Here is a 25,008-nt window from a genome sequence, read left to right on the forward strand (position 1 = left end):
AAGAGTTTGAAGATGCCTTTTATCTCGCGTTTCATCCTTTTGCTGGGAGCGCTGCTGATCAGCGCCTGCGCCCAGCAGGCCCCGGCCTTCGCGCCGCCCTCCGAGCGCCCGGTCGCGGCCAGTGAACAACCGTGGCCAAAAAACCATGTGCTCGGCATCGCCTATCACGACGTTGAAGACCGTGATCCCGATCAGGCCGTGGTGGCAGTGCGCACCGAACGCATGATCGAGCAACTCGCCTGGCTGCGTGAAAACGGCTACAAACCGGTAACCGTCGACCAGATCATGGCCGCACGCAAGGGTGGCCCGCAGCTGCCGGCGAAAGCGGTGCTGCTCAGCTTCGACGACGGTTATGCCAGCTTCTATACCCGCGTCTTGCCGGTGTTGCGCGCCTACAACTGGCACGCTTTGCTGGCGCCGGTCGGCACCTGGATCGACACACCGCTGAATCAGCCGGTGGACTTTGCCGGCACGCCGCGCAAGCGTTCGGACTTTCTGACCTGGGAGCAGGTCCGCGAAATTTCCAGGTCGGGGCTGGTAGAGATCGCCGCCCATACCGACGCCAGCCACAAAGGCATCCTCGCCAACCCGCAGGGCAACTTGCAGCCGGCCGCTGCGACCCGGCGCTATGACCCCGTGACCAAGCGCTACGAGTCCGAAGCCGATTTCCAGGCACGCATTCGTGCCGACGTGAAGAATATTTCCGAGAAGATCCGCCGGGTTACCGGTTACAAACCGCGGGTCTGGGTCTGGCCGTACGGCGCTGCTGACGGCACGTCGCTGAGCGTGGTTGGCGAGGAGGGCTATGAAATGGCCCTGACCCTGGACGACGGCCTCGACACCCTCGACAACCTGATGAGCGGGCCACGCTTCCTCGTTACCTCCGACCCTGACGGCGAGCATTTTGCCAACAGCATCGTCGCGGTACAGCAAGAGTTGGCGATGCGCGTGGTGCATGTCGATCTGGATAACGTCTACGACCCGGATCCGGCGCAACAGGACATCAACCTCGGCAAACTGGTGCAGCGCATTTCTGACCTGGGCCCCACCACGGTGTTTCTGCAAGCTTTTGCCGATCCAAAGGGCGATGGTCTGGTGCACTCGCTGTACTTCCCCAACCGCCACCTGCCGGTGCGCGCCGACCTGTTCGACCGCGTCGCCTGGCAACTGCGCACCCGCGCTCATGTAAAGGTCTATGCATGGATGCCGGTGCTGAGTTTCGAGCTCGATTCGAAGCTGCCGCGGGTGACCCGCTGGGACCCGAAGACCGCCATCACGTCGGTCGATCCAAAGCAGTACAAACGCCTGTCACCGTTCAATCCCGAAGTGCGGAAAGTCATCGGTGAAATCTACGAGGACCTGGCGAGTCTGACCTCGATCGATGGCGTCCTCTACCATGACGACGCAGTGCTGTCGGACTTCGAAGATGCCAGCCCGGATGCCTTGAAGGCCTACGCTGCACATGGGTTGCCCGGCTCGATTGCCGCGCTGCGCGACGACCCGGCGGCGATGCAACGCTGGACCCGCTTCAAGAGCCGCTACCTGATCGACTTCACCAACGAACTGACCGCCAGGGTCCGCGCCATTCGCGGCCCGCAGGTGCTGACCGCGCGCAACATCTTTGCCGAGCCGATGCTCAATCCCGAGAGCGAAGCGTGGTTCGCACAGAATCTCGACGATTTCCTCGCCACCTACGACTGGACGGCGCCGATGGCCATGCCTTTGATGGAAAAACAGACCCGGGCCGAGTCCGGGCCGTGGCTGGAAACCCTGGTGGCCACGGTTAAAAAACGTCCCGGTGCGCTCAATCGCACGGTGTTCGAATTGCAGGCGCGTGACTGGAACCAGAAGGATCAGGCCGACATCGATGCCGCGCAACTGGCGGACTGGATGGGCCGGCTCAAGCGCCAGGGCGCGACCAGTTTCGGTTACTACCCGGACAACTTCCTCGACAACCTGCCGGACCTGAAAACCGTAAGGCCTGCACTCTCCAACAAATGGAATCCATAACATGCTGGATAGACTGTTAGCCCTGCTTGTTCTGGCGATCGTTCTTGGCGTTCCGCTGGGGCTGATTTTCCTGGTGACCGGCCAGTTCCTGATGTCGTTCGTGTTCTTCTACCCGCTGTTCATGTCCGGGTTGTGGATCGCCGGCGGCCTGTATTTCTGGTTGCACTGGGAGCGCCACTGGCCATGGCAGGACGACACGCTGCCGCCGCCACTGGAAGGCGAGCCGCTGATCTCGATCCTGATTCCTTGCTACAACGAAGGCGACAACGCTGCCGACACCATTCACGCGGCACTGGCGCAGCATTACCCGAACATCGAAGTCATCGCGATCAACGACGGCTCCAAGGACAACACGGCTGAAGTTCTCGACGCACTGGCCAAGGAAGATCCTCGTTTGCGGGTCCTGCATCTGGCGGAAAACCAGGGCAAGGCTGTGGCCCTGCGCATGGGCGCGATTGCTGCGCGCAGCGAGTATCTGGTGTGCATCGATGGCGACGCCTTGCTGGCGCCCAATACCGCGGCCTATCTGGTCGCGCCGATGCTGGATAACGCACGTCTCGGCGCCGTGACTGGCAACCCGCGCATCCGCACACGGTCGACGTTGATCGGGCGGGTGCAGGTCGGCGAGTTCTCCTCGATCATCGGTCTGATCAAACGCACGCAACGGGTGTTCGGGCGCATCTTCACCGTCTCCGGGGTGATCGTCGCGTTCCGCCGTACCGCGCTGAACCGGGTCGGCTACTGGAGCCCGGACATGATCACCGAAGACATCGACATCAGCTGGAAGCTGCAGCTCGATCACTGGAGCATCTTCTACGAACCGCGCGCGCTGTGCTGGATCCTCATGCCGGAGACCCTCGGCGGCCTCTGGAAGCAGCGTCTGCGCTGGGCTCAGGGCGGCGCCGAAGTGTTGTTCAAGAACATTCGCGGCATCTGGCAGTATCGCCATCGTTACCTGTGGCCGCTGCTGTTCGAATACTGCCTGTCCACCGGTTGGGCGTTCACCTTCCTGTTGTCGGTGATTTTCTGGGGCATGGGCAAATTCATGGTCATGCCGGATGCAATCGCTGTGGATCACTTGATGCCACCGGCCTTCACCGGTCTGTTGCTGGCGGTGGTCTGTCTGGTGCAGTTCGCGGTCAGCATCGTCATCGATCGGCGCTATGAGCCGGGTCTGGGCAAGACCATGTTCTGGGTGGTCTGGTACCCGCTGGTGTTCTGGCTCGTCAGTCTGCTGACCACCTTGGTCAGTTTCCCCAAAGTGTTGTTCAGCCAACACAAGAAACGCGCGCGCTGGGTCAGTCCTGATCGGGGCATCCGACCGCTGGGCGACGAGCAGGAGGAAGTCATCAAATGAAAATTATCCGCACTCGCCAACGGCCCTTTCTGGTGGTGATCGACGTCATCCTTACCGTGATGGCCTGGGTCGGCCTGCTGTACCTGTTGGTGCGCGGCCTATGGCCATTGATCGAAACCACCGGCGGCCCGCGCATCGAGCACTCGGCGTTCGATGCCTTGGGCACCTTGCAGGTTTATCTGTGGGTGGCGGTGGTCAACGCAGTGATCCTGATTGGTTGGGCACGTTATCAGCAACGCAAGAGCCGCAGCTTCGCTCAGCGCCGGTTGCCCTCGCCGGTGATTGGTGATGAAGGTCTGAGCAAAAGCTTCAAGCTCTGCGATGAGCGTTTCCAGAAATTGCGCACGCCTGGCGTGATGACCATCCACAACGATCAGGACGGCGATATCAGCCACGTGGAAACGCATTTCTGGCCGGTGCAGCAGCAGGCATTGCCCGCGCCGCTGGGGCAACAGCGGGTGATCTTTCTGCATGCCGATGAAGATGACAATCGCGAGCCGGTGAACCGCCTGACGTGACCTCCACTGTAGGAGCTGCCGAAGGCTGCGATCTTTTGATTTTGCTTATGTAAAAACAAGATCAAGAGATCGCAGCCTCGTTGCACTCGTCAGCTCCTACAGGACCGGTGTCAGGCCTGGATCAGCGTCCACGCCTCCTTCATCCGCAAAGGTTGTTTCATTCGTTCGGCCAGCAGCGCCATCGCGCGTTGCTTGTCACACGCCACCGCCGCGACGACTATGCCGTTTTTCGCGAACAGGCCAATGAACGGCGGCTTTTCCGGCTCGCCGTTGAACTCGACCTCGTCCCATTCTGCAGCGTGACCAAGATAGTCGTAGTTCTTGCCGAAGTGGTACGTCCAGAAGAACGGCACATCCAGATAATGCTCCTCGCCACCGAGCATGTTGGCGGCGGCAATGCGCGCGTGTTGCTGGGCCAAACGCCAGTGCTCGATTCGGGTTGGCTGGCCGCTCAGCGGAAACGTGGCGATATCGCCGATGGCCCATAAACCATCGCCGACACGCATGCCGTCATCGACGCGCAAAGACTGATCATCTTCCTTGGACAGTGAGCCGAAGGCCTCGGTAGCCGGGTGGACGCCGACGCCAGCGAGGATCAAATCCGCCGCCAGGCGCAAGCCGTTGTCGAGCAACACGCCCTCGACCTTCTCTTCGCCAAAGATCTCGGTAGCCTCGTGCTCGCTGATGAACTTCACCCCGTGCTCTTCGTGCAACGCGCGAATCGCCTTGCCCACCGCTTCGCCGAATTGCTTGGCGAAAGGGATCGCATGACGCGCCAGCACGGTAACGTCGAGGCCGTACTCGCGCAATGCTGACGCGCATTCTAGGGCGATGAAACTGTCGCCGATGATCACCGCGCGCTGGCCCGGTTGAGCGGCGTTGATGATCTGTTCAGCCTGGGCTTTCGAACGCAGGACGAAGACGTTGGCCAGCTCAGCGCCGGGCAGTTTCAGCGGGTTGGGTGCGCCACCCGTCGCGAGTACCGCGGCGTCGTAGCGCAGGATTCCGCCATTGCTTAAATGAAGGGTTTTACCTGGAGCGTCGAGTGCGCTGACTTCGCTTTGTACGCGTTCGATGCGTTGTGCTTGATAGAAGGCTTCATCGCGCAGGGGCGGGACCTCTTTCGGCGACATCTCCCCGGCCAGAACAAATTTGCTCAACACCGTGCGGTCGTAGCCGGCATCCGGTTCGCCGTCGACCATAACGATGCGCCCGCCAAAACCCTTCTCCCGCAACGCCGCCGCGCATGCAGTGCCTGCGGCGCCGGCGCCGACCACCACGAACGTTCTTGGATCGTCGGCCGGCGGGGTGTGCGGATCGGGCAGGGGCTGGTCATCGACCCAGATCTCCTCGCCGCGCAACTCCAGCGGAAAGCGCTTGAGACTGTCCAGCGACGGCGGCTCGCACAGGCCTCCGTCCTCGGCGCGGTACGCGGCTTTGTGCCAAGGGCAGATCAACCTGCCGTGACACAACGCACCCTCGGCCAGTGGCGCACCGGCGTGTGGACACAGGCCCTGAAACGCTCGCAACTCTCCGTTGGCACGCAGCAGGACGATCTTGCAGTCGCCGATTTCGACTTGCAGGCCACGGTCTTGCGGGACATCGGCGAAACGGGCGACTCGGTGCAGGGACATCTTCAGCTTCCTCGCAGGCATTTCTCTTGTGAGTTGAGGCCGCCGCGGGAGGTTCAGCCATTTGCTACTGCCAAGGCACGAACGGTACAGCTATAGTTTGCGGGCCGACGACGGCCTCACTGCACAAGGTGCTCCCGGAATGACCCGATTGACCTCTCTCAACCCATGGCTGGCGGCCATCGCCGTGACCCTTTGCGTGCAGTTCCCGGCGCAGGCCCAGGAGCGTTTCACCCTGAGCATCCCGGGCGTGTCGGATAACCGCTTGTTCACCTCGGCCGCCGCCAGCGACGCGCCTGGCTGCGGTGGTAAGAACCAGTCGCCAGCGCTGAGCTGGAACGCCGGCCCGGCCGGAACCCAGAGCTACGCCATCGTCATGCATGACCCGGACGGCCAGAAGGGCCTGGGCGTCGATCACTGGATTCACTATGGGATCAAACCCACCACCCACCAGATCGCGGCCGGCGTCGGCGCTAAATCCGCGCTCGAAGGCGTCGGCGGCACCAACAGCAAAGGCAACACCCATTACATGGGCCCATGCCCGCCAGTGGGCGACAGCGCGCACCACTACATCATTCAGATCTACGCGCTCGACCTCGCCCCGGACGCTTTGCCGGCCGGCCTGACCCGCGCCGAGTTGATGGAAAAAATCAAAGGCCATGTGCTGCGCAACAGCAGCGCGGTGCGGCGTTATCACCGCTGAGGTTCGGCCGCTTACGGGCGGCTGACTGCCCTGATTCCCCAGCCATTTGGCATTGCCCCGCGAAAACGCGCACTATCGAGCCATTGCCAATGCGCTGGAGGACAACGTGGCAGCAAAAATCGACCGCATCGCCCAGCTACTCAACTGCCCGGAGAAGGGCGAACAAATGCGGCGTGCAGTAACCGAGACACGTAAGGAATTTCTGCTGAATCAGCCGGAGGAAGACCTCGTTGATGAAGACGAGGTGTTTGAAGAGGTGGAGGAGGAGGGAGATGACGACGATGAATATGACGAGTTTGACTGGACGACGGAGTGACGGCGTTCCAGCGATCTTGTCATCGCCCACAAAAAAGCCCCGGACCATCACAGTCCGGGGCTTTCTCGTTTGATTCATGGTGCACCAGGCGGGATTCGAACCCACGACCCCTGCCTTCGGAGGGCAGTACTCTATCCAGCTGAGCTACTGGTGCAGCGGGCGACATCATACCTAGGTCGGCTCGGGGCGTCCATGCCGGGTTTGGCGGGTTTTGTCAGAGTGCGTGTCGGCACAAAATCGCGGTATTCCTTAAAGCGGTAACGTCCTGCAAAACCCTCGCTTGGCGCTTTGCCGGGGTTGATCTAAGGTTTTTCCTGCAGCACGGATTTCGGTGCGTTGATCTGAAAAGCGGCATTTTTGTTCTTTTTTTCGAACGACCTATTGTCCTTTACCCCCTTTGAACCTACGATCCGTTTGAGATTTCAAACGCTCGTTGACGGGATGTTGCAGCGCAGGTGCGCCCGGTCGTGCACTGTCGATGCGCCACAATCCGCTCACTGATTTCCCTGACGGCAGCCTTGCGAGGCGCCTTTCTACAATCATAATTTGCTCCGCGCAGGCCGCGGTGCTGTTAAGGAAAGCCGACATGCAGCTTAAAGACACCCAGTTGTTCCGCCAGCAAGCCTTCATCGATGGCGCTTGGGTCGATGCGGACAACGGTCAGACGATCAAGGTCAACAACCCGGCCACCGGCGAGATCCTCGGCACCGTGCCGAAGATGGGCGCCGCAGAAACCCGCCGTGCCATCGAGGCCGCCGACAAGGCGCTGCCGGCCTGGCGTGCGCTGACTGCCAAGGAGCGTGCCGGCAAGCTGCGTCGCTGGTTCGAGCTGATGATCGAGAACCAGGACGATCTCGCGCGCCTGATGACCCTCGAGCAGGGCAAGCCGCTGGCCGAAGCCAAGGGCGAAATCGTTTACGCCGCTTCGTTCATCGAGTGGTTCGCCGAGGAAGCCAAGCGCATCTACGGCGACGTGATTCCGGGCCACCAGCCGGACAAGCGCCTGATCGTGATCAAGCAACCGATTGGCGTCACTGCCGCGATCACCCCGTGGAACTTCCCGGCGGCGATGATCACTCGCAAGGCCGGCCCGGCGCTGGCCGCCGGTTGCACCATGGTGCTCAAGCCTGCTTCGCAAACCCCTTTCTCCGCGTTCGCCCTGGCCGAACTGGCCCAGCGCGCGGGCATTCCGGCGGGCGTGTTCAGCGTGGTCTCCGGCAGCGCCGGCGACATCGGCAGCGAGCTGACCAGCAACCCGATCGTGCGCAAACTGTCCTTCACCGGCTCGACCGAAATCGGTCGCCAGTTGATGGCCGAATGCGCCAAGGACATCAAGAAAGTCTCGCTGGAACTGGGCGGCAACGCGCCGTTCATCGTGTTCGACGATGCGGATCTGGATAAGGCCGTCGAAGGCGCGATCATTTCCAAATACCGCAACAACGGCCAGACCTGCGTCTGCGCCAACCGTCTGTACATTCAGGACGCGGTCTACGATGCGTTCGCCGAGAAGCTGAAAGTGGCTGTGGCCAAACTGAAAATCGGCAACGGTCTGGAAGACGGCACCACCACCGGCCCGCTGATCGACGAAAAAGCCGTGGCCAAGGTTCAGGAACACATCGCTGACGCCGTGAGCAAAGGCGCGACCGTACTGGCCGGCGGCAAGGCGATGGAAGGCAACTTCTTCGAGCCGACCATCCTCACCAACGTGCCGAAAAACGCGGCCGTGGCCAAGGAAGAAACCTTCGGTCCGCTGGCGCCGCTGTTCCGCTTCAAAGACGAAGCGGAAGTGATCGCCATGTCCAACGACACCGAATTCGGTCTCGCCTCTTATTTCTACGCACGCGACCTCGGCCGTGTGTTCCGTGTCGCCGAAGCGCTGGAATACGGCATGGTCGGCGTCAACACCGGGCTGATCTCCAACGAAGTCGCGCCGTTCGGCGGCATCAAGGCCTCGGGCCTGGGCCGTGAAGGTTCCAAGTACGGCATCGAAGATTACCTGGAAATCAAATACCTCTGCCTGGGCATCTAAGCCGGGAATGGGATCGCTGCAAACGCAAAGGGCACGAGAGCGCTGTCCTTTGCGTCGTTTCAAAACGGAATTTTCTCTGCGGCCGGGAACGCCGTGGCAGTCGATCATCGCATGCTGCCACCGCCGATTCCTCCCGCTTCATCCTTGAACCACGCCGCCCGATGAGCGGCGAATGAGGACTGTAATGAGCAAGACTAACGCTGAACTGATGGCCCGCCGCACCAATGCCGTACCTCGTGGTGTTGGCCAGATTCACCCGATCTTCGCCGAGTCGGCAAAGAACGCAACGGTGACCGACGTTGAAGGTCGTGAGTTCATCGACTTCGCTGGCGGCATTGCTGTACTGAACACCGGCCACGTGCACCCGAAAATCATCGCTGCCGTAACCGAACAGCTGAACAAGCTGACCCACACTTGCTTCCAGGTGCTGGCCTACGAGCCGTACGTTGAGCTGTGCGAAAAAATCAACGCCAAGGTGCCGGGCGATTTCGCCAAGAAAACCCTGCTGGTGACCACCGGTTCCGAAGCGGTGGAAAACGCCGTGAAGATCGCCCGTGCCGCCACCGGCCGCGCTGGCGTGATCGCGTTCACCGGCGCTTACCACGGTCGCACCATGATGACCCTGGGCCTGACCGGTAAAGTCGTGCCGTACTCGGCCGGCATGGGCCTGATGCCAGGCGGCATCTTCCGCGCGCTGTACCCGAACGAACTACACGGTGTGAGCATCGACGACTCGATCGCCTCCATCGAACGCATCTTCAAGAACGACGCCGAGCCGAAAGACATCGCCGCGATCATCATCGAACCTGTTCAGGGTGAGGGTGGTTTCTACGTCGCGCCGAAAGAGTTCATGAAGCGTCTGCGCGCGCTGTGCGACCAGCACGGCATTCTGCTGATCGCTGACGAAGTGCAGACCGGCGCTGGCCGTACCGGCACTTTCTTCGCCATGGAACAGATGGGCGTTGCCGCCGACCTGACCACCTTCGCCAAGTCCATCGCTGGCGGTTTCCCGCTGGCCGGCGTGTGCGGCAAGGCCGAGTACATGGACGCCATCGCCCCGGGTGGCCTGGGCGGCACCTACGCTGGTAGCCCGATCGCTTGCGCCGCTGCGCTTGCCGTGATGGAAGTGTTCGAAGAAGAGCAACTGCTGGACCGCTGCAAGGCTGTCGGCGAGCGTCTGGTCACCGGCCTGAAGGCCATTCAGGCCAAGTACCCGGTGATCGGTGAAGTGCGCGCGCTGGGCGCGATGATCGCGGTCGAGCTGTTCGAAAACGGCGACAGCCACAAGCCAAACCCGACCGCTGTAGCGGCAGTTGTCGCCAAGGCGCGTGACAAGGGCCTGATCCTGCTGTCCTGCGGCACTTACGGTAACGTGCTGCGCGTGCTGGTCCCGCTGACCTCGCCGGACGAGCAACTGGACAAGGGTCTGGCGATCATCGAAGAGTGCTTCTCCGAACTCTGATCGATGGTGTGACCTGCTCGACAAAAACCCGCTTCGGCGGGTTTTTTTACGCCCGTTGAAACACATCGGCCGCGTTTGCGCTGTAACGAATGTCCGGCATTGGCTAAGGTTCAGGCATTGCAAGGAGAGCGCGCATGACTGCCGTTGATTTACCCGCCGTACCCCGGGTGTTGATTGCCGAGGCCGATCCCTGGTCTCGCGACCTGCTTAAACAAGTACTGCTCAACGTGCGCTGCGATGCGCGCCTGGATCTGTGCGCCGACGGCCAGCAAGCGCTGTCGTTGCTTGGCGAGGTGCCGTATGACCTGGCCATCGTCGATTGGGAGCTGCCCGGAATCGATGGACTGCATGTGCTGCGCAGCGTTCGTCAGCGCAAACGCAATCCGCCACTGCCGTTCATTCTGATGAGCAGCCGCAACGACAGCGCCAGCGTGCGCGAAGCGATTCCGCTGGCGCCGACCGCGTACCTGACCAAACCGTTGAACATGGACGGCCTGACCGAGCGCTTGCAGGGTTTGCTGCTTAACGCCGGCGAAGCCGTGGTCTGCGAAGTGCCGGCACTGGCGCCGGGCATGACCCTGTCAGTGTTTCTGGAACGGCGTCGCGAGCAGGCCGATGGCGCGCCGCTGATGACCGACGTGCAAGTGGCGGTCAAGCGAAGCCTCAATCCCGAAGGGCTGGACCTGAAACTGCTGGAGGAAGAGGTTCGCACCGATCCCCAGATCACCGCGGTGCTGATCGCGGCCGCCAACAGTGCTGCGCAGCACCATGGCGCGCCAGTGCAGACCCTGGCGCAGGCGCTGCATCGACTCGGCACCGGGCAAAGCATGAACCTGATACTCGGGCTGGCGCTCAAACGCAGCGCCCGGCTCAGCAATGCATGCCTGGCAGATTACGCCGAGCGCTACTGGGGGCTGTCACTGCATACGGCGGAATATGCCCGCACGCTGGCGCGCTTGCTCGATCTGGATCAGGAACGCTGCTATTGCGCGGGCATGCTGCATCGACTCGGCGATCTGGCGCTGCTGCGCTGCTTGCAGGAATGGCAACAGGCCGGCGGCGAGCTGGACGAGCTGGAAGAGGTCGGTGAAGCGTTGGCGAAGTTTGCCGCTTCTTACGGCTCGGCATTGAGAACTCGCTGGCGGCTGCCGCTGGAGTTGCGCGAGTTGATTGCTTCGGTCTACCAGCTCGGTGGTGGCGTTTACAGTCGCGAGGCGCTGGTGATGAACATGGCGGCGCAGATGGCGCGGCTGACCGAGCATGAAGGCGTCGAGGAACTGGCGAAGAGCAGGACGGCGCGGTTGCTGAAGATCGGCTTGCCGGAGTTGATGCGGATGCGCAAATAACCGGCTTACATAAACCCTGTAGGAGTGAGCCTGCTCCCCATAGCGGAGTGTCAGTTATTAAAGTTTCGTCTGACACTCCGCTATCGCGAGCAGGCTCACTCCTACAAGGGGATGTGTTGAATATGAGACCGGGTCAGGCCGCAATAATCCGGTTCTTGCCCTGCCGCTTCGCCTCGTACATCGCGGCATCCGCGCGGGCGAACAGGTTGTCGAGGCTCTTGTCTTCGTCGGTGAGATTGGTCAGGCCCTGGCTCACGGTGATGCTGAACGGCTGACCGTCGTGGTTGAAGCGCAGCCGCTGGATTTCCTGCTGCAGTCGCTCCGCCACTTGCACGGCTATCTCCGGCGCACAGCCGGGGAACACCGCAGCGAACTCCTCACCGCCAATCCGCCCGAACAGGTCGCCACGACGCAATGATCCACGCCCGCACTCGGCGATCCGTTGCAGCACGTTGTCGCCTTCGGGATGGCCGTAGCTGTCGTTGATCACTTTGAAGTCATCGATGTCCAGCAGCAGGAAGGCCAGCGGTGTGCCGTGGCGCCGGGCCTCGGCGAACTCGCGGTGGGCACATTCGAAGAAGTGGCGGCGGTTGCTGCTCTGCGTCAGCACATCGGTGGTGGCCAAGCGTTGCAGCTCGGTTTCCATGTTTTTCTTGTCAGTGATGTCTTCAGCGATGCCGACGATGATCACCGGTTGACCGGGCTCGTCCTGCCGATTGATGAAGCATTTGTCGCTGATCCAGCGCACCTGGCCGTCGGCGGCGATGATGCGGTACTCGCGATCCTCCACCGCACCTCGGTGCAGGACTTCGGCGAGGCTCTGTTCGGCGTACTCGAGATCATCGGGATAAATGCTGTCACGCCACTGGTTGTAGTCAGCCAGCAACAGTGCTGCGGAGCGGCCGAAAATCCGTTCGTACGCCGGGCTGACATACAGCACCTGACGTGTTTCCCAGTTGAAAGCCCAGAGCACGGCGTTGACGCTGACCAGCAGCGAACTGATCAACTGTTCGCGTTCGCTCAGGCGCGCGACTTCGCCTTTCGCGTGCATCAGCGCCATCAACGTTTGCGCGGCCTCGGGCCATTGGGTGAAGGATGTGTCTTTCTGGTTGTTGTTGACCATCGGCACAGATCTCAAAGGGCGCGCCGCAATGTCGACAACGGCCACAGTACAACCCGCCGGGATGGCGAAGTGTCTTTGAGATAGAGGATTTTCGGCGAAGTTCCCGGCCATTACCGAGTCCCGCCAGGCGGCGAGCTGTAGGAGCTGACGAGTGCAACGAGGCTGCGATCTCTTGATCCTAAGAATCAGAAGATCGCAGCCAGTGTCGGATCAAACCGCCGCAGGACGCAGCGAGTAGGTTTTCAGCTGATCGGCAAAATCACGCAACGACTGGATGCCACTGGCCTCGGCCTCGTGAATCCATTCCTTGATGGCAGCGAGCATGTCGTGGCCATTGGAACTGGTTTTGACCCAGATCTGCTGCAGGGCCAGGCGTTTTTCGTAAATGACTTTCAGCGCCTGGCTGTGTTCCAGCATGGTCTGGATGCGCAGGTGATGACGGTCTTCCAGCAGGCTGGTTTCACGCGACAGCAGGCGTTTGGCCCGGTGGAACTGGTGGCGCACCGAGTGATCGACCTTGGCCAGCTCCTGCTTGACCAGCGGACCAATCACCAATTTGCGGTACTGAGCCATGATCTGGAAGCGGTTGTTGAGGATCGCCATGGCAGTGTCCATGTCGAGGCTGCCCTTGCCTTCAACGCGGTGGGCGATGGGTGCGACCCGCTGCACCTTGGCCAGACGCAAGAAGCAGAAGACCTTGATCCACGCCCAGCCGAGGTCGAATTCCCATTTCTTCACCGACAGCTTGGCCGAGTTGGGATAGGTGTGATGGTTGTTGTGCAGTTCTTCACCGCCGATCAGGATGCCCCAGGGCACCAGATTGGTCGCCGCATCACGGCATTCGAAATTGCGATAGCCGACGGCGTGGCCCAGGCCGTTGATGACACCTGCGGCCCACACCGGAATCCACATCATCTGGATTGCCCAGATGGTGATGCCGATGGTGCCGAACAGCAGCAGGTCGATCACGCCCATGATCGCCACGCCCAGTAATGGATAGCGGCTGTACAGGTTGCGTTCGATCCAGTCTTCCGGGCAGTTCTTCCCGTAGATGCGCAGGGTCTCCGGGTTCTGTGCTTCGCTGCGGTACAGCTCGGCACCGGTGCGCAGCACTGTGGACAGGCCCTTGATCACCGGGCTGTGCGGGTCATCTTCGGTTTCGCATTTGGCGTGGTGTTTGCGGTGGATGGCGGTCCACTCGCGGGTGTTCTGCGCCGTGGTCAGCCACAGCCAGAAACGGAAAAAGTGCTTCAGACCCGCATTCAGCTCGAGCGAGCGATGGGCCGAGTAACGGTGCAGATAGACCGTGACGGCAACAATCGTCACATGGGTCATCAGCAGGGTGACCGCGACCAGTGACCAGGCCGACAAGCCAAGAAAACCTTCGTACCACATAGGCTATAGGGCCCTCGATAAAGATAAAAACAGCCGTTGCATTATCACTAAGCACGCAGATAAAACCAGTCGCCCTTTCAGATAAGAAGTCGCTGAATGTTTCTTGACCTATAATTCCAACCTTTTTGTAGGGACATGGACGACCGAATGTCTGCGACTTACCGCGATGCCTTGCGTGCAGCGCTGCTCTACCTGGTACTGGCCGCCGTGTGGCTGCAGGTTTCTGATCATTTATTAAGCAAATTCTTCGATGACTCCGGTGAGCGGGCGCATTGGCAACTGATCAACGGTTATCTGCTGGCAGCGGTCAGCTCCGGGGTGATTTTTCTCGCGCGGGCGCGTCTTTGTCGGTTTCTCGGCATCGGCGCGCGCTTGCGTCAGCGGCATACCGACCGCGAGCGCCTGCGTCAGGCGGCCGCCGTGTTCGACTGCACCCGCGAAGGTGTACTGGTCACCGACCATCGAGGCTCGATCGTCCACGTCAACCGCGCTTTCATCGAGATCACCGGTTATCGGCGCGACGAGGTGATCGGCCAGCAGCCCAGTCTGTTCAAGTCCGGCCACCATCCGCCGGGGTTCTATCAGGCGATGTTCGCCACACTCGAGGCTGAAGGTGAATGGAGCGGCGAGATCTGGAACCGGCGCAAGAGCGGCGAGATTTATCCACAGTGGCAGACGATCCGGGTGATTCACGATGATTTCGGCCGGCTCAGCCATTATGTGGCGGTGTTCTCCGACATCAGTGCGATCAAGGATTCCGAGTCCGAGCTCAAACACCTGGCGCATCACGATCCGTTGACCGATCTGCCCAATCGCCTGCTGTTCAGCGATCGCGCCGAGCAGGCGCTGGCGTCGGCGCAGACGCACAAGCGTGGCTGCGCGCTGCTGCTGCTCGATCTGGACCATTTCAAGATGATCAATGACAGCCTCGGGCATAACGTCGGTGATCGGTTGCTCAAAATGGTGGCGACGCGTTTGCAGGAGCTGTCCGGCCCCGGCATCACCCTGGCACGGCTGGGCGGTGATGAATTCGCCGTGCTCGCGGAAAGTTGTCCACAGCCCGCGCAGGCGGCGGCATTGGCACAACGGATTCTGGACGCGTTGAAGGAGCCGATGCTGATTGACGGCAATCAACTGTTTATAAACGCCAGCATCGGCATCAGCCTGTTTCCCAGCGATGCCTTGAGCGCCGAGCAGTTGCTGCGCAACGCCGACAGCGCGCTGTTCAAAGCCAAAAGCAGCGGGCGCAACGGCTACGCGCTGTACACCGAAGAACTGACCGCGCACGCCCAGCAACGGGTCGAAATCGCCTTCGAACTGCGCCGCGCATTGGAGCAGCAGGAATTGTGTGTCTATTACCAGCCGGTGCACGACCTGCAAAGCAGCCGTCTGATCGGCGTCGAGGCACTGGTGCGCTGGCAGCATCCGCAGCGCGGCCTGGTGTCGCCGGCAGAATTCATTCCGATTGCCGAGCGCACCGGTCTGATCGCCGACATCGATGCCTGGGTGATGCAGCAGGCTTGTCGACAGATGTGCCAATGGCAGCAAAGCGGCGTGGTGCTGTCGTTCGTCGCGGTGAATGTCTCGTCGCGGCTGTTTGCCCGGCGTGAGCTTTACCAGCAGGTGGCGCAGGTGCTGCACGACACCGGGCTGGATCCGGCCCATCTGGAACTGGAAGTCACCGAAAGCGCGGTAATGGACGATCCAGAAGTGGCGCTGGAGCAAATGCATCGGTTGCGTGAACTGGGTGTGCGCCTGGCCATTGATGATTTCGGCACCGGCTATTCCTCGCTGCTGCGGCTCAAGCGCCTGCCGGTGCAGAAACTCAAGATCGATCAGGGTTTCGTTGCCGGGTTGCCCTGGGACGAGGATGACGTGGCAATTGTCCGGGTGATCATCGCGCTGGCGCGGAGCATGGGAATGCAGGTGCATGCCGAGGGGATCGAGGAGGTTGAGCAGGCGGCGTTTTTGCTTGAGCAGGCGTGTGATCTGGGGCAGGGGTATTGGTTTGGGCGACCAATTTCTGCGGCGGAAATTGATTGGGAGCGTGCTCCACTGATTAGTTAAAGATCAAAAGATCGCAGCCTTCGGCAGCTCCTACGGGGATCGGTGCAGGAGCTGATGCAGGCTGTGATCTTTTGCTTTTACAGGCTGCAACCCCTTGTGCGGGCAGACAAACATTTCTGGTTATATAAACATTCTTAAATAGTCTTTTTAAGAATATCCGTGCCTCTCTTATATTGCTCTCACGCCGAACGCAGTGCCGCCCACTGCCAGGCAAAATCCCTTCAAAGGAGCAGCACCATGAGCGCATCCCTTCGCAGCGTTGACGGTCAGGACGAAAGCACCATCTTGCGTGAAATCCAGAGCGCCTTGCGCGATCTGCGGTTCGGCGCGGTGGAGATCACTGTGCACAACGCGCAAGTCGTACAGATCGAACGCAAAGAGAAATTCCGTTTGCAGCAACCCGGTAAACAACCGGGCTGAGCTTGAGATCAAAAGATCGCAGCCTTCTGCAGCTCCTACAGGGGGCTGTGTGCAGGAGCTGGCGAAGGCGGCGATCTTTCACGGGACCCGATTCCAGCAACACATAAGAAAAAGCCACCACCAAGAATTCCAGGAGCTTTCACCATGTCGTCGATTCGCCGTTACGCTTTGGCCGCGCTGGCCAGTGCCGTGTTTGCCGGTTCCGCCGTTGCCAAGGATTACGAACTGCTCAACGTGTCGTATGACCCGACGCGCGAGCTGTATCAGGAATACAACGCCGAATTCATCAAGTTCTGGCAGAAGGATCATGCCGGCGACACGGTGAAAATCCAGCAATCCCATGGTGGTTCGGGCAAGCAGGGTCGTGCGGTGATCGACGGTCTGCGTGCTGACGTGGTGACCCTGGCCCTGGCCGGCGACATCGATGAAATCGCCAAGCTCGGCAAGACTCTGCCGGCCGACTGGCAGAAGCGTTTGCCGGAAGCGAGCACGCCGTACACCTCGACCATCGTGTTCCTGGTGCGCAAGGGCAACCCGAAAGGCATCAAGGACTGGGGCGATCTGGTCAAGAATGACGTCTCGGTGATCACGCCGAACCCGAAAACCTCGGGCGGTGCACGCTGGAACTTCCTCGCGGCGTGGGCCTATGGCCTGAAAGCCAACGGCGGGGATGAAGCCAAGGCCAAGGAATACGTACAAACCCTGTTCAAGCACGTGCCGATCCTCGACACCGGCGCCCGTGGTTCGACTATCACCTTCGTCAACAACGGTCAGGGCGACGTGTTGCTGGCCTGGGAAAACGAAGCGTTCCTGGCGCTGAAAGAGGACGGCGGCGCCGACAAGTTCGACATCGTCGTACCTTCGCTGTCGATCCTCGCCGAACCGCCAGTGGCCGTGGTCGACAAGAATGCCGAGAAGAAGGGCAACGCGCAGATCGCCGAAGCCTATCTCAAGCACCTGTACAGCCCGGCCGGCCAGGAAATCGCCGCGAAAAACTTCTATCGTCCACGTGACAAGGACGTAGCGGCCAAATATGCCCAGCAGTTCCCGAAACTGGAGCTGGTGACCATCGACAAGGACTTCGGCGGCTGGAAATCCGCGCAGCCGAAATTCTTCAACGACGGTGGCGTGTTCGACCAGATTTATCAGGCGCAGTAATCTCACTCGAAACGAGCCTGAAGTTCAGGCACAAACCATGTGGGAGCGAGCCTGCTCGCGAAGGCGGTCTATCAGCGACAGGGATGTTGACTGATACTCCCTCTTCGCGAGCCGGCTCGCTCCCACATTGATGCGTTTTCAACCAGGGACTTTTATGTCGCGTCGTATCTCCCCCGTCATACCCGGCTTCGGGCTGACGCTGGGTTACACCTTGGTGTACCTCAGCCTGATTGTGCTTATCCCGCTGGCGGCGATGTTCGTCCATGCCGCCCAGCTGACCTGGGATCAGTTCTGGACGATCATTTCCGCACCGCGTGTGCTGGCGGCGTTGAAGCTGAGCTTCGGTACCGCGCTGTGTGCGGCGATCATCAACGGCATCATCGGTACGTTGCTGGCCTGGGTGCTGGTGCGCTACACCTTCCCCGGGCGCAAGGTGATCGACGCGATGATCGATCTGCCGTTCGCCCTGCCCACCGCTGTGGCCGGCATCGCGCTGACGGCGCTGTACACGCCGACCGGTCTGGTCGGGCAGTTCGCCGCTGACCTCGGCTTCAAGATCGCCTACACGCCGCTGGGCATCACCCTTGCCCTGACTTTCGTGACCCTGCCGTTCGTGGTGCGCACGGTGCAGCCGGTGCTGGCCGATATTCCCCGTGAAGTCGAAGAAGCGGCCGCCTGCCTCGGTGCCAAGCCGTTGCAGGTGTTCCGTCACATTCTGCTGCCGGCGCTGCTGCCGGCCTGGCTGACCGGTTTCGCCCTGGCGTTCGCCCGTGGTGTCGGCGAGTACGGTTCGGTGATTTTCATCGCCGGCAACATGCCGATGAAAACCGAAATCCTGCCGCTGCTGATCATGGTCAAACTCGACCAGTACGATTACACCGGCGCCACCTCCATCGGCGTGCTGATGCTGGTGGTTTCCTTCGTCCTGTTGCTGCTGATCAACTTGCTGCAGCGGCGCATCGAAACCCCATAAGGAGGCGCGAACATGTCCCAATCGTCTATTGCGGCCGCGTCCTCGGCCAACGCTGCGCGGCGTGGCAGTGCGACCTCGCGCAGAATCCTGATCGGTCTTGGCTGGCTGATCTTTTTCCTGTTTCTGCTGCTGCCGCTGTTCATCGTTGTATCGCAGGGTTTGAAGAATGGCCTTGGCGCGTTCTTCACCGCGATTTTTGAACCGGACGCGCTGTCGGCGCTGAAACTGACGGTGATCGCCGTGCTGATCTCGGTGCCGCTGAACCTGGTGTTCGGCGTCAGTGCGGCGTGGTGCGTGAGCAAATACTCGTTCCGTGGCAAGAGCATGCTGGTCACGCTGATCGACCTGCCGTTCTCGGTGTCGCCGGTGATCGCCGGTCTGGTCTACGTGCTGATGTTCGGTGCGCAGGGCCTGTTCGGGCCGTGGCTGCAGGATCACGACATCCAGATCGTCTTCGCCTTGCCGGGCATTGTCCTGGCGACGATTTTCGTCACCGTGCCGTTCGTGGCTCGTGAACTGATCCCGCTGATGCAGGAGCAAGGCACCCAGGAAGAGGAGGCCGCGCGCCTGCTCGGTGCCAATGGCTGGCAGATGTTCTGGCACGTCACCGTACCCAACATCAAGTGGGGTCTGATTTATGGCGTGGTGCTGTGTACTGCGCGAGCCATGGGTGAGTTCGGTGCGGTGTCGGTGGTTTCCGGGCACATTCGCGGGGTGACCAACACCTTGCCGCTGCACGTCGAGATCCTCTACAACGAATACAACCACGTGGCCGCGTTCGCCGTGGCGAGCCTGTTGCTGATCCTCGCGCTCTTCATCCTGCTGCTCAAGCAGTGGAGCGAAAACCGTATCAACCGCCTGCGCGCCAGCGCCGCGGAGGACTAATTCATGTCGATCGAAGTGCGTAACGTCAGCAAGAATTTCAATGCGTTCAAAGCGCTGGACAACATCAGCCTCGATATCCAGAGCGGTGAGCTGGTCGCGTTGCTGGGCCCTTCGGGCTGCGGCAAAACCACCTTGCTGCGCATTATTGCCGGTCTGGAAACCCCGGATCAGGGCAATATCGTCTTTCACGGCGAAGACGTTTCCGGCCACGATGTGCGGGATCGCAACGTCGGTTTCGTGTTCCAGCATTACGCGTTGTTCCGCCACATGACGGTGTTCGACAACGTCGCGTTCGGCCTGCGCATGAAACCGAAGAACCAACGCCCGAGCGAAAGCCAGATCGCGGCCAAGGTCCACGAACTGCTGAACATGGTGCAACTGGACTGGCTGTCGGATCGTTATCCTGAGCAATTGTCCGGTGGTCAGCGTCAGCGTATCGCCCTGGCCCGTGCCCTGGCGGTCGAGCCGAAAGTATTGCTCCTCGATGAACCGTTCGGCGCCCTCGACGCCAAGGTGCGCAAGGAACTGCGGCGCTGGCTGGCGCGGCTGCACGAAGACATCAACCTGACTTCGGTGTTCGTGACCCACGACCAGGAAGAAGCAATGGAAGTCGCCGACCGTATCGTGGTGATGAACAAGGGCGTGATCGAGCAGATCGGCTCACCGGGCGACGTCTACGAAAACCCGGCCAGTGATTTCGTCTATCACTTCCTTGGCGACTCGAACCGCTTGCTGCTGAGCGACGACAACCATGTGCTGTTCCGCCCGCATGAAGTGTCGTTGTCCAGGCATGAGCTGGAAGATCACCATGCCGCTGAAGTGCGCGATATCCGCCCACTGGGTGCGACGACGCGGGTGACGCTGAAGGTCGAAGGGCAGACTGATCTGATCGAAGCCGAGGTGGTGAAAGACCACGACAGCCTGATCGGCCTGGCCAAGGGTGAAACGTTGTTCTTCAAACCGAAGGTCTGGCAGAAAGTCGCTAACCTCTAAAAGCGTAAAGCTTCGCGAGCAGGCTCGCTCCCACAATTGGAATGCGTTTTTCTGTGGGAGCGAGCCTGCTCGCGAAAGCGGTCTAAACAGCCGCACGATTCGGATTGACCCGCACCACCCCCGCCCGCAACTCGATCTCTTGTTTCAATTCCTGCCGCAGCCCGAGCAAAAACGCCAGTTCCGCGACGACAAACAATGGCCCGACAATCAGCCCGCTGATGTCATCGACAAACGCCGGTTTGCGCCCTTCATAGTGATGCCCGACAAACTGGATCGCCCAGCCGATCACGAACATCGCCAGGCCGCTGCTCAGCCAGACCAGGGTGCTTTGCTGCGCCAGTGCATGTCCGACCCACACCGACAGGCCCATCAGCAGCGTCATCAACACGCCGAGCTGCAACTCCAGACGCAGGTAGAACCACGCCGACGCCAGCGCCACGACAACGGCGGGAGATACCCACAACCCGCCCAGCGACCACTCCGGGCGAGACAGCAGAACCGCGACCGCCACCACGATCAGCGGTATGCCGATAAAGTGGCTGACGATGTTGCGCGGGTCGCGGTGGTAGGCGGCGTATTGACTGAGGTGGTCGACGAGGCTTTTCATTGTTGTTCCTCCAGTGGGGTTGAATGCATCATCCCTCGGGATCGGCGCTCGCTCTGTCGGGCAGGCGACACTCCAGGAGTGGTTATGCAAATTCGTGCACGGTTGCTCAACGGCCAGTGGTTCAGTCATCTGCCGCTGTCCTTTCAGGATAGTCTGCTGGCGTTGGCCCGAGAGCGGCGGCTGATCGCGGGGCAGCGGCTGTTCCAGCGCGGCGATGCGCCGTGCGGTCTGTACGCGGTGCTCGATGGCGCGGTGCGCATCGGCGCAGTCAGCGAGCAGGGCAAGGAGGCGTTGTTGAGTCTGGTGGAGGCGCCGCACTGGTTCGGCGAAATCTGCCTGTTTGACGGTCAGCCACGCACCCATGATGCCTATGCCGTCGGGGCATGCACCTTGCTGAATATTCCGCAGGCGGCGCTGCTCAAACTGCTCGACGACCAGCCGCAGTATTGGCGGCATCTGGCGCTGCTGATGAGCCACAAATTGCGCCTGGCCTTCATCAATCTTGAACAACTGAGCCTGCTGCCGGCCCCGGCGCGCTTGGCTCATCGCTTGTTGATGATCGCCGAAGGCTACGGCGAACTCGACGCACCACGCCGGACGCTGCAACTGCCGCAGGAGCAGTTGGCAGCGATGCTGTCGCTGTCGCGGCAGACTACCAATCAGATCCTCAAGGACTTGCAGGGGCAGGGGATTATTGGTCTGGCTTACGGCGAGATCGAAATCCTCGATAGCGCGCGATTGCGTGTCTTGGCCACGATTTGAGATTTCACACCGAACCATTGTAGGAGTGAGCCTGCTCGCGATAGCGGTATGTCAGTCACACATGAATCAACTGACAGATTGCTATCGCGAGCAGGCTCACTCCTACAGGGGATCTACGCTTGGATTACGAACCGCGATAGGTCGAGAAACCGTACGGGCTCAGCAGCAGCGGGATGTGGTAGTGCTGATCGGTCTGCTTGACCTGGAAGATCACCGGAATTTCCGGGAAGAACGTCTCGTGCTTGATCTTCTGGTAGTACTCGCCGGTCTTGAACACCACGCGGTATTCACCGGCCTCGAATGGCTGTTTGGCCGGGAACAGTTCGGCGATCCGCCCTTGCTCGTTGGTGGTGCCTTGGGCCAGTGGCTGCCAGTTTTCGCCGACGTGTTTTTCCAGGGTGACGTTGATGCCCGGTGATGGCAGGCCGTTTTCCAGGTTGAGCACGTGCACGCTCAGCGGGTTGCCGGCGGCCAGCGCCAGGCTGGAAACAGCGCTCAGGCCGAGGGCGGCGAGGGTCATGCGCAGGGTGGTCATGGTGGATCTCCTTAGTGGGAACGGGTGATGGTCAGGCCGGCTTTGTCGGCGGCGGCGAGGGCGCAGTTTTCGTCTTGCTCACCGCCGCCGGAACCGGCCACGCCCATGGCGCCGACCAGTTCGCTGCCGGCGAACAGCGGAATGCCGCCGCCGAGCAAGAGCAATTCGTCGAGGGTGTTGAGGTTGGCGGTTTCCGGGTTGCTGCGGGCGCGCTCGGCGAACAGCCGCGTCGGGGTCTTGGTCGACAGCGCGGTGTAGGCCTTGCGCTGACTGGCGGCGGTGTTATGCGGGCCGACGCCGTCACCACGCAGCGTCACCAACAGGTTGCCGCCACGGTCGAGCACCGACACCGTGCCGGTGCAGCTGCTCATCGCCTTGTCGGCCAGCCAGCGTGCGGTTTTCAGATCGAGGTCGGCGTGGCGCGGCAGTTCCGGTGTGGCGCTCGCGGCGCCGCTGAGGCCGAGGAACAGGCTGGCGACAAGGTATTTGACGGTCATGGGCAGGCTCCGAATGGGGATGTCTGCACCTTAACCGGCGCACTTCGTCAGAACCCCGTCAGGCGGATTACAAGTTTGTAATGGGCAACGACGCCGAACACGCCTAGCCTGTGTGCCTGAACAATCGAGGTGTGCCATGCGTTTGCTGGTCGTAGAAGATGAAGCCAAAACCGCCAATTTCCTCGCCAAGGGCCTGGGCGAGTCGGGTTTTGCCGTAGATGTGGCGCTCAATGGTCTCGACGGCCGCTATTTTATCGAGCAGCAGGCATATGACCTGATCATCCTCGACGTGATGCTGCCCGGTCTCAACGGCTGGCAATTGCTGCAACTGATCCGCCAGCGCGGCGCCACACCGGTGCTGTTTCTCACCGCCAAGGACGCCATCGAAGACCGCGTCCGTGGGCTGGAGCTGGGTGCCGATGATTACCTGCTCAAACCCTTCGCCTTCGCCGAATTGCTCGCGCGGGTGCGCACGCTGCTGCGACGCGGGCCGATGCGCGAAGCCAAGTCGTACAACATCGCTGATCTGGAGATCGACGTGTTGCGCCGCCGGGTCAGTCGCGGCGGCCAACGCATTGCTCTGACCAACAAAGAGTTTGCCTTGCTGCAGTTGCTCGCCAGCCGCCAGGGCGAAGTGCTGTCGCGCACGCTGATCGCTTCGCAGGTGTGGAACCTGAATTTCGACAGCGACACCAACATGGTCGAAGTCGCAGTCCGACGCTTGCGCGCCAAGGTCGACGACCCGTACATGCCGAAACTTATCCACACCGTGCGCGGCGTCGGTTATCAGCTGGAAGCGCCGGACGATGTGGAGTAGATCGATCGCCTGGCGTCTGGCGCTGGCCTTCGCCGTGGTCTGCGCGCTGGTACTCAGCGCAATCGGCCTTTTTCTCTACCGCTCGCTGGCCTCCGAATTGGCTTTCCGTGACGACATGGCCTTGCTTGGACGCCTGGAACAAGTGCGCGCCTTGCTCGCTGACAGCGACAGTCTTGACGCTTTGCAGGCACGGCCGCGGCTGTACCAGAACATGCTCGGCAATCTCGACAGCCTGCTGCTGGTGCGCCGCGCCGACGGCTCCAGCGTGATCGCGATCAACCCGCGTCAGCGCGAATTGCCAGCGCTCAATGCATTAGCGCGAGAACAACTGCCGCAACGCCGCGACGTACTCACCTGGCAGGCCAGCGACGGCGCCGAATTGGCCTTGCTGTCCGGCCAGGCCCAAGGCCCCAACGGTGAAACCCTGACGGTGATCGCCGGCAAGGTGCTCAGCGAGCGCGAGCAGATGCTCGGCAGTTATCGCCTGCGCCTGTATCTGGCTGTCGGCCTCGGCGCATTGCTCGCCTTTGCGCTGGGCCTGTTGTTGCTGCGTCGGGGGCTGCAACCGTTGCATCAGTTGAGCGAAGCGGTGCGCAACATCGATCTGCGCAGCCTCGATCGACGCCTGCCGACCGAGGGCACGCCGACCGAATTGCGCGAGCCGGTGCACGCGCTCAACGCCATGCTGGCGCGGCTGGACGACAGTGTGCAGCGTCTGTCGCAGTTCTCTGCCGACCTCGCCCACGAAATCCGCACGCCGTTGCACACCTTGCTGGCCAGCAACGGCCAGGCCCTGAACCATCCGCGCAGCACGGCGGAATATCAGGACGTGCTGGCCTCGAACATGGAAGAGTTCGAACGGCTCAAGCGCATGGCCGAGAACCTGATGTTTCTCGCCCGCGCCGAACAGGCCGAACGCGCGCTCAACCTGCAAACACTGGACTTGCGCAGCGTCGGCGACGAGCTCTGCGATTACTTCGAAGCCCTGGCCGATGACCGCGACCTCCAACTGCAAAACCGCATGCACGGCGAATTGCCCGCCGACCAGCAACTGCTGCAACGCGCCCTCGGCAACCTGTTGGCCAACGCCGTGCGTCACGCGGACCCCGGCACCCTGATCAGCCTTCGCCGCCGCGATGAACCGGGTATGTGCTGGCTGCAAGTACACAACCACGGCCCGATCATCCCGCCTGAGCATCTGGGCAAACTGTTCGATCGCTTTTATCGCGTCGACCCTTCGCGAGCCGAACCGGGCGATTCGGGCGGGTTGGGGCTGGCGATAGTGCAGTCGATCATGCAGTTGCATGGCGGGCAGGTGCGGGTGAGTAGTGATGTGGCGGGGACGGTGTTTGAGTTGGGGTTTGAGGAGCGGTGTTAAGACGTAAGCGATGGCTGACGATCTAC

At 61.1% G+C, this 25,008-nt stretch carries 23 protein-coding genes and 1 tRNA gene; 17 read left to right on the forward strand and 7 right to left on the reverse strand.

What is annotated here, in order from left to right:
- Positions 1-12: 12 nt before the first annotated feature.
- From pgaB to pgaD, 3 genes are read left to right on the forward strand one after another with little or no spacing between them, the layout of a single operon-like run.
- Positions 13-2,010, forward strand: a complete 1,998-nt coding sequence (gene pgaB / locus BLU71_RS22850; RefSeq protein WP_083353944.1) for a poly-beta-1,6-N-acetyl-D-glucosamine N-deacetylase PgaB — start codon at positions 13-15, stop codon at positions 2,008-2,010.
- 1 nt (position 2,011) lies between these two features.
- Positions 2,012-3,367, forward strand: coding sequence for a poly-beta-1,6-N-acetyl-D-glucosamine synthase (pgaC, locus tag BLU71_RS22855; RefSeq protein ID WP_042610160.1), 1,356 nt, complete (start codon positions 2,012-2,014; stop codon positions 3,365-3,367).
- Positions 3,364-3,885 carry a poly-beta-1,6-N-acetyl-D-glucosamine biosynthesis protein PgaD gene (pgaD, locus tag BLU71_RS22860; protein WP_083353945.1) on the forward strand — a complete coding sequence of 174 codons (522 nt, stop codon included), beginning with the start codon at positions 3,364-3,366 and terminating at the stop codon, positions 3,883-3,885. The genes pgaC and pgaD overlap by 4 nt, the downstream gene beginning before the upstream one ends.
- Positions 3,886-3,995: 110 nt before the next feature.
- Here pgaD and BLU71_RS22865 read toward each other — a convergent pair whose 3' ends face one another.
- Entirely contained in the window at positions 3,996-5,519 is a 1,524-nt protein-coding gene (locus BLU71_RS22865; RefSeq protein ID WP_083353946.1) for an FAD-dependent oxidoreductase, read from the reverse strand.
- A gap of 139 nt (positions 5,520-5,658) precedes the next feature.
- Here BLU71_RS22865 and BLU71_RS22870 point away from each other — a divergent pair, with 139 nt between their 5' ends.
- Both BLU71_RS22870 and BLU71_RS22875 read left to right on the forward strand, forming a co-directional pair.
- Positions 5,659-6,219 (forward strand): YbhB/YbcL family Raf kinase inhibitor-like protein, encoded by a 561-nt coding sequence (locus BLU71_RS22870; RefSeq protein WP_016772253.1) that lies wholly within the window; start codon positions 5,659-5,661, stop codon positions 6,217-6,219.
- 46 nt (positions 6,220-6,265) lie between these two features.
- Positions 6,266-6,535 (forward strand): hypothetical protein, encoded by a 270-nt coding sequence (locus tag BLU71_RS22875; protein ID WP_173867368.1) that lies wholly within the window; start codon positions 6,266-6,268, stop codon positions 6,533-6,535.
- Between the two features lie 77 nt (positions 6,536-6,612).
- On the opposite strand, the gene BLU71_RS22880 is transcribed toward BLU71_RS22875, so the two are convergent.
- Positions 6,613-6,689 (reverse strand) — tRNA-Arg (locus tag BLU71_RS22880).
- 432 nt (positions 6,690-7,121) lie between these two features.
- Between BLU71_RS22880 and gabD the strand changes: the two genes are divergently transcribed.
- The 3 genes from gabD to BLU71_RS22895 all read left to right on the forward strand — a co-directional run bounded on the left by gabD (position 7,122) and on the right by BLU71_RS22895 (position 11,372).
- Positions 7,122-8,564, forward strand: coding sequence for an NADP-dependent succinate-semialdehyde dehydrogenase (gene gabD, locus BLU71_RS22885; RefSeq protein ID WP_024011131.1), 1,443 nt, complete (start codon positions 7,122-7,124; stop codon positions 8,562-8,564).
- Between the two features lie 184 nt (positions 8,565-8,748).
- The gene (gabT, locus tag BLU71_RS22890) at positions 8,749-10,026 is read left to right on the forward strand and encodes a 4-aminobutyrate--2-oxoglutarate transaminase (protein WP_016772251.1); all 1,278 of its coding nucleotides are present in this window, start codon (positions 8,749-8,751) and stop codon (positions 10,024-10,026) included.
- Between the two features lie 134 nt (positions 10,027-10,160).
- Positions 10,161-11,372: a response regulator gene (locus tag BLU71_RS22895; RefSeq protein ID WP_042610166.1), complete on the forward strand. Its 1,212-nt coding sequence runs from the start codon at positions 10,161-10,163 to the stop codon at positions 11,370-11,372.
- Positions 11,373-11,505: 133 nt separating this feature from the next.
- On the opposite strand, the gene BLU71_RS22900 is transcribed toward BLU71_RS22895, so the two are convergent.
- Both BLU71_RS22900 and desA read right to left on the reverse strand, forming a co-directional pair.
- A complete protein-coding gene (locus BLU71_RS22900; protein ID WP_083353947.1) occupies positions 11,506-12,495 on the reverse strand; it encodes a GGDEF domain-containing protein in 990 nt (329 codons plus the stop codon).
- 210 nt (positions 12,496-12,705) lie between these two features.
- Positions 12,706-13,890: a delta-9 fatty acid desaturase DesA gene (desA, locus tag BLU71_RS22905; protein ID WP_042610168.1), complete on the reverse strand. Its 1,185-nt coding sequence runs from the start codon at positions 13,888-13,890 to the stop codon at positions 12,706-12,708.
- Between the two features lie 147 nt (positions 13,891-14,037).
- Between desA and dibA the strand changes: the two genes are divergently transcribed.
- The 6 genes from dibA (at position 14,038) to BLU71_RS22935 (ending at position 20,386) form a co-directional block, all read left to right on the forward strand.
- Entirely contained in the window at positions 14,038-15,957 is a 1,920-nt protein-coding gene (gene dibA / locus BLU71_RS22910; RefSeq protein ID WP_083353948.1) for a phosphodiesterase DibA, read from the forward strand.
- A 237-nt stretch (positions 15,958-16,194) separates the two neighbouring features.
- Entirely contained in the window at positions 16,195-16,377 is a 183-nt protein-coding gene (gene oscA, locus BLU71_RS22915; RefSeq protein WP_007917682.1) for a sulfur starvation response protein OscA, read from the forward strand.
- Between the two features lie 144 nt (positions 16,378-16,521).
- Entirely contained in the window at positions 16,522-17,535 is a 1,014-nt protein-coding gene (locus tag BLU71_RS22920; RefSeq protein WP_064361638.1) for a sulfate ABC transporter substrate-binding protein, read from the forward strand.
- A gap of 154 nt (positions 17,536-17,689) precedes the next feature.
- Complete coding sequence (cysT, locus tag BLU71_RS22925) at positions 17,690-18,508, forward strand: sulfate ABC transporter permease subunit CysT (RefSeq protein ID WP_007952818.1); 819 nt, start codon at positions 17,690-17,692, stop codon at positions 18,506-18,508.
- Between the two features lie 12 nt (positions 18,509-18,520).
- Positions 18,521-19,393: a sulfate ABC transporter permease subunit CysW gene (gene cysW, locus BLU71_RS22930; protein ID WP_083353949.1), complete on the forward strand. Its 873-nt coding sequence runs from the start codon at positions 18,521-18,523 to the stop codon at positions 19,391-19,393.
- Between the two features lie 3 nt (positions 19,394-19,396).
- Positions 19,397-20,386 (forward strand): sulfate/molybdate ABC transporter ATP-binding protein, encoded by a 990-nt coding sequence (locus tag BLU71_RS22935; RefSeq protein WP_064361636.1) that lies wholly within the window; start codon positions 19,397-19,399, stop codon positions 20,384-20,386.
- Between the two features lie 82 nt (positions 20,387-20,468).
- Here the strand turns inward: BLU71_RS22935 and BLU71_RS22940 are convergent, their stop codons facing one another.
- Positions 20,469-20,993 carry a DUF962 domain-containing protein gene (locus tag BLU71_RS22940; protein WP_064361635.1) on the reverse strand — a complete coding sequence of 175 codons (525 nt, stop codon included), beginning with the start codon at positions 20,991-20,993 and terminating at the stop codon, positions 20,469-20,471.
- 84 nt (positions 20,994-21,077) lie between these two features.
- Between BLU71_RS22940 and BLU71_RS22945 the strand changes: the two genes are divergently transcribed.
- On the forward strand, positions 21,078-21,755 hold the full coding sequence (locus BLU71_RS22945) for a Crp/Fnr family transcriptional regulator (RefSeq protein ID WP_083353950.1): 678 nt from the start codon (positions 21,078-21,080) through the stop codon (positions 21,753-21,755).
- A 124-nt stretch (positions 21,756-21,879) separates the two neighbouring features.
- On the opposite strand, the gene uraH is transcribed toward BLU71_RS22945, so the two are convergent.
- Together uraH and BLU71_RS22955 are read right to left on the reverse strand one after the other, a co-directional pair.
- Positions 21,880-22,290, reverse strand: a complete 411-nt coding sequence (uraH, locus tag BLU71_RS22950) for a hydroxyisourate hydrolase (RefSeq protein WP_042610175.1) — start codon at positions 22,288-22,290, stop codon at positions 21,880-21,882.
- A gap of 11 nt (positions 22,291-22,301) precedes the next feature.
- Complete coding sequence (locus BLU71_RS22955; RefSeq protein ID WP_083353951.1) at positions 22,302-22,787, reverse strand: GlcG/HbpS family heme-binding protein; 486 nt, start codon at positions 22,785-22,787, stop codon at positions 22,302-22,304.
- A 136-nt stretch (positions 22,788-22,923) separates the two neighbouring features.
- Here BLU71_RS22955 and BLU71_RS22960 point away from each other — a divergent pair, with 136 nt between their 5' ends.
- Together BLU71_RS22960 and BLU71_RS22965 are read left to right on the forward strand one after the other, a co-directional pair.
- Positions 22,924-23,604, forward strand: a complete 681-nt coding sequence (locus BLU71_RS22960; protein WP_083353952.1) for a heavy metal response regulator transcription factor — start codon at positions 22,924-22,926, stop codon at positions 23,602-23,604.
- Positions 23,594-24,982, forward strand: a complete 1,389-nt coding sequence (locus tag BLU71_RS22965; protein ID WP_083353953.1) for a heavy metal sensor histidine kinase — start codon at positions 23,594-23,596, stop codon at positions 24,980-24,982. Before BLU71_RS22960 ends, BLU71_RS22965 begins: the two co-directional genes overlap by 11 nt.
- Positions 24,983-25,008: the final 26 nt, after the last annotated feature.

It is taken from the genome of Pseudomonas moraviensis (assembly GCF_900105805.1).
Taxonomy (GTDB): domain Bacteria; phylum Pseudomonadota; class Gammaproteobacteria; order Pseudomonadales; family Pseudomonadaceae; genus Aquipseudomonas; species Aquipseudomonas moraviensis_A.

What these genes read in the sequence shown, in the direction of transcription:
- pgaB (WP_083353944.1), top strand. Translation starts at nt 13, where the DNA reads ATGCCTTTTATCTCGCGTTTCATCCTTTTGCTGGGAGCGCTGCTGATC.
- pgaC (WP_042610160.1), top strand. Translation starts at nt 2,012, where the DNA reads ATGCTGGATAGACTGTTAGCCCTGCTTGTTCTGGCGATCGTTCTTGGC.
- pgaD (WP_083353945.1), top strand. Translation starts at nt 3,364, where the DNA reads ATGAAAATTATCCGCACTCGCCAACGGCCCTTTCTGGTGGTGATCGAC.
- BLU71_RS22865 (WP_083353946.1), bottom strand. Translation starts at nt 5,519, where the DNA reads ATGTCCCTGCACCGAGTCGCCCGTTTCGCCGATGTCCCGCAAGACCGT.
- BLU71_RS22870 (WP_016772253.1), top strand. Translation starts at nt 5,659, where the DNA reads ATGACCCGATTGACCTCTCTCAACCCATGGCTGGCGGCCATCGCCGTG.
- gabD (WP_024011131.1), top strand. Translation starts at nt 7,122, where the DNA reads ATGCAGCTTAAAGACACCCAGTTGTTCCGCCAGCAAGCCTTCATCGAT.
- gabT (WP_016772251.1), top strand. Translation starts at nt 8,749, where the DNA reads ATGAGCAAGACTAACGCTGAACTGATGGCCCGCCGCACCAATGCCGTA.
- BLU71_RS22895 (WP_042610166.1), top strand. Translation starts at nt 10,161, where the DNA reads ATGACTGCCGTTGATTTACCCGCCGTACCCCGGGTGTTGATTGCCGAG.
- BLU71_RS22900 (WP_083353947.1), bottom strand. Translation starts at nt 12,495, where the DNA reads ATGGTCAACAACAACCAGAAAGACACATCCTTCACCCAATGGCCCGAG.
- desA (WP_042610168.1), bottom strand. Translation starts at nt 13,890, where the DNA reads ATGTGGTACGAAGGTTTTCTTGGCTTGTCGGCCTGGTCACTGGTCGCG.
- dibA (WP_083353948.1), top strand. Translation starts at nt 14,038, where the DNA reads ATGTCTGCGACTTACCGCGATGCCTTGCGTGCAGCGCTGCTCTACCTG.
- oscA (WP_007917682.1), top strand. Translation starts at nt 16,195, where the DNA reads ATGAGCGCATCCCTTCGCAGCGTTGACGGTCAGGACGAAAGCACCATC.
- BLU71_RS22920 (WP_064361638.1), top strand. Translation starts at nt 16,522, where the DNA reads ATGTCGTCGATTCGCCGTTACGCTTTGGCCGCGCTGGCCAGTGCCGTG.
- cysT (WP_007952818.1), top strand. Translation starts at nt 17,690, where the DNA reads ATGTCGCGTCGTATCTCCCCCGTCATACCCGGCTTCGGGCTGACGCTG.
- cysW (WP_083353949.1), top strand. Translation starts at nt 18,521, where the DNA reads ATGTCCCAATCGTCTATTGCGGCCGCGTCCTCGGCCAACGCTGCGCGG.
- BLU71_RS22935 (WP_064361636.1), top strand. Translation starts at nt 19,397, where the DNA reads ATGTCGATCGAAGTGCGTAACGTCAGCAAGAATTTCAATGCGTTCAAA.
- BLU71_RS22940 (WP_064361635.1), bottom strand. Translation starts at nt 20,993, where the DNA reads ATGAAAAGCCTCGTCGACCACCTCAGTCAATACGCCGCCTACCACCGC.
- BLU71_RS22945 (WP_083353950.1), top strand. Translation starts at nt 21,078, where the DNA reads ATGCAAATTCGTGCACGGTTGCTCAACGGCCAGTGGTTCAGTCATCTG.
- uraH (WP_042610175.1), bottom strand. Translation starts at nt 22,290, where the DNA reads ATGACCACCCTGCGCATGACCCTCGCCGCCCTCGGCCTGAGCGCTGTT.
- BLU71_RS22955 (WP_083353951.1), bottom strand. Translation starts at nt 22,787, where the DNA reads ATGACCGTCAAATACCTTGTCGCCAGCCTGTTCCTCGGCCTCAGCGGC.
- BLU71_RS22960 (WP_083353952.1), top strand. Translation starts at nt 22,924, where the DNA reads ATGCGTTTGCTGGTCGTAGAAGATGAAGCCAAAACCGCCAATTTCCTC.
- BLU71_RS22965 (WP_083353953.1), top strand. Translation starts at nt 23,594, where the DNA reads ATGTGGAGTAGATCGATCGCCTGGCGTCTGGCGCTGGCCTTCGCCGTG.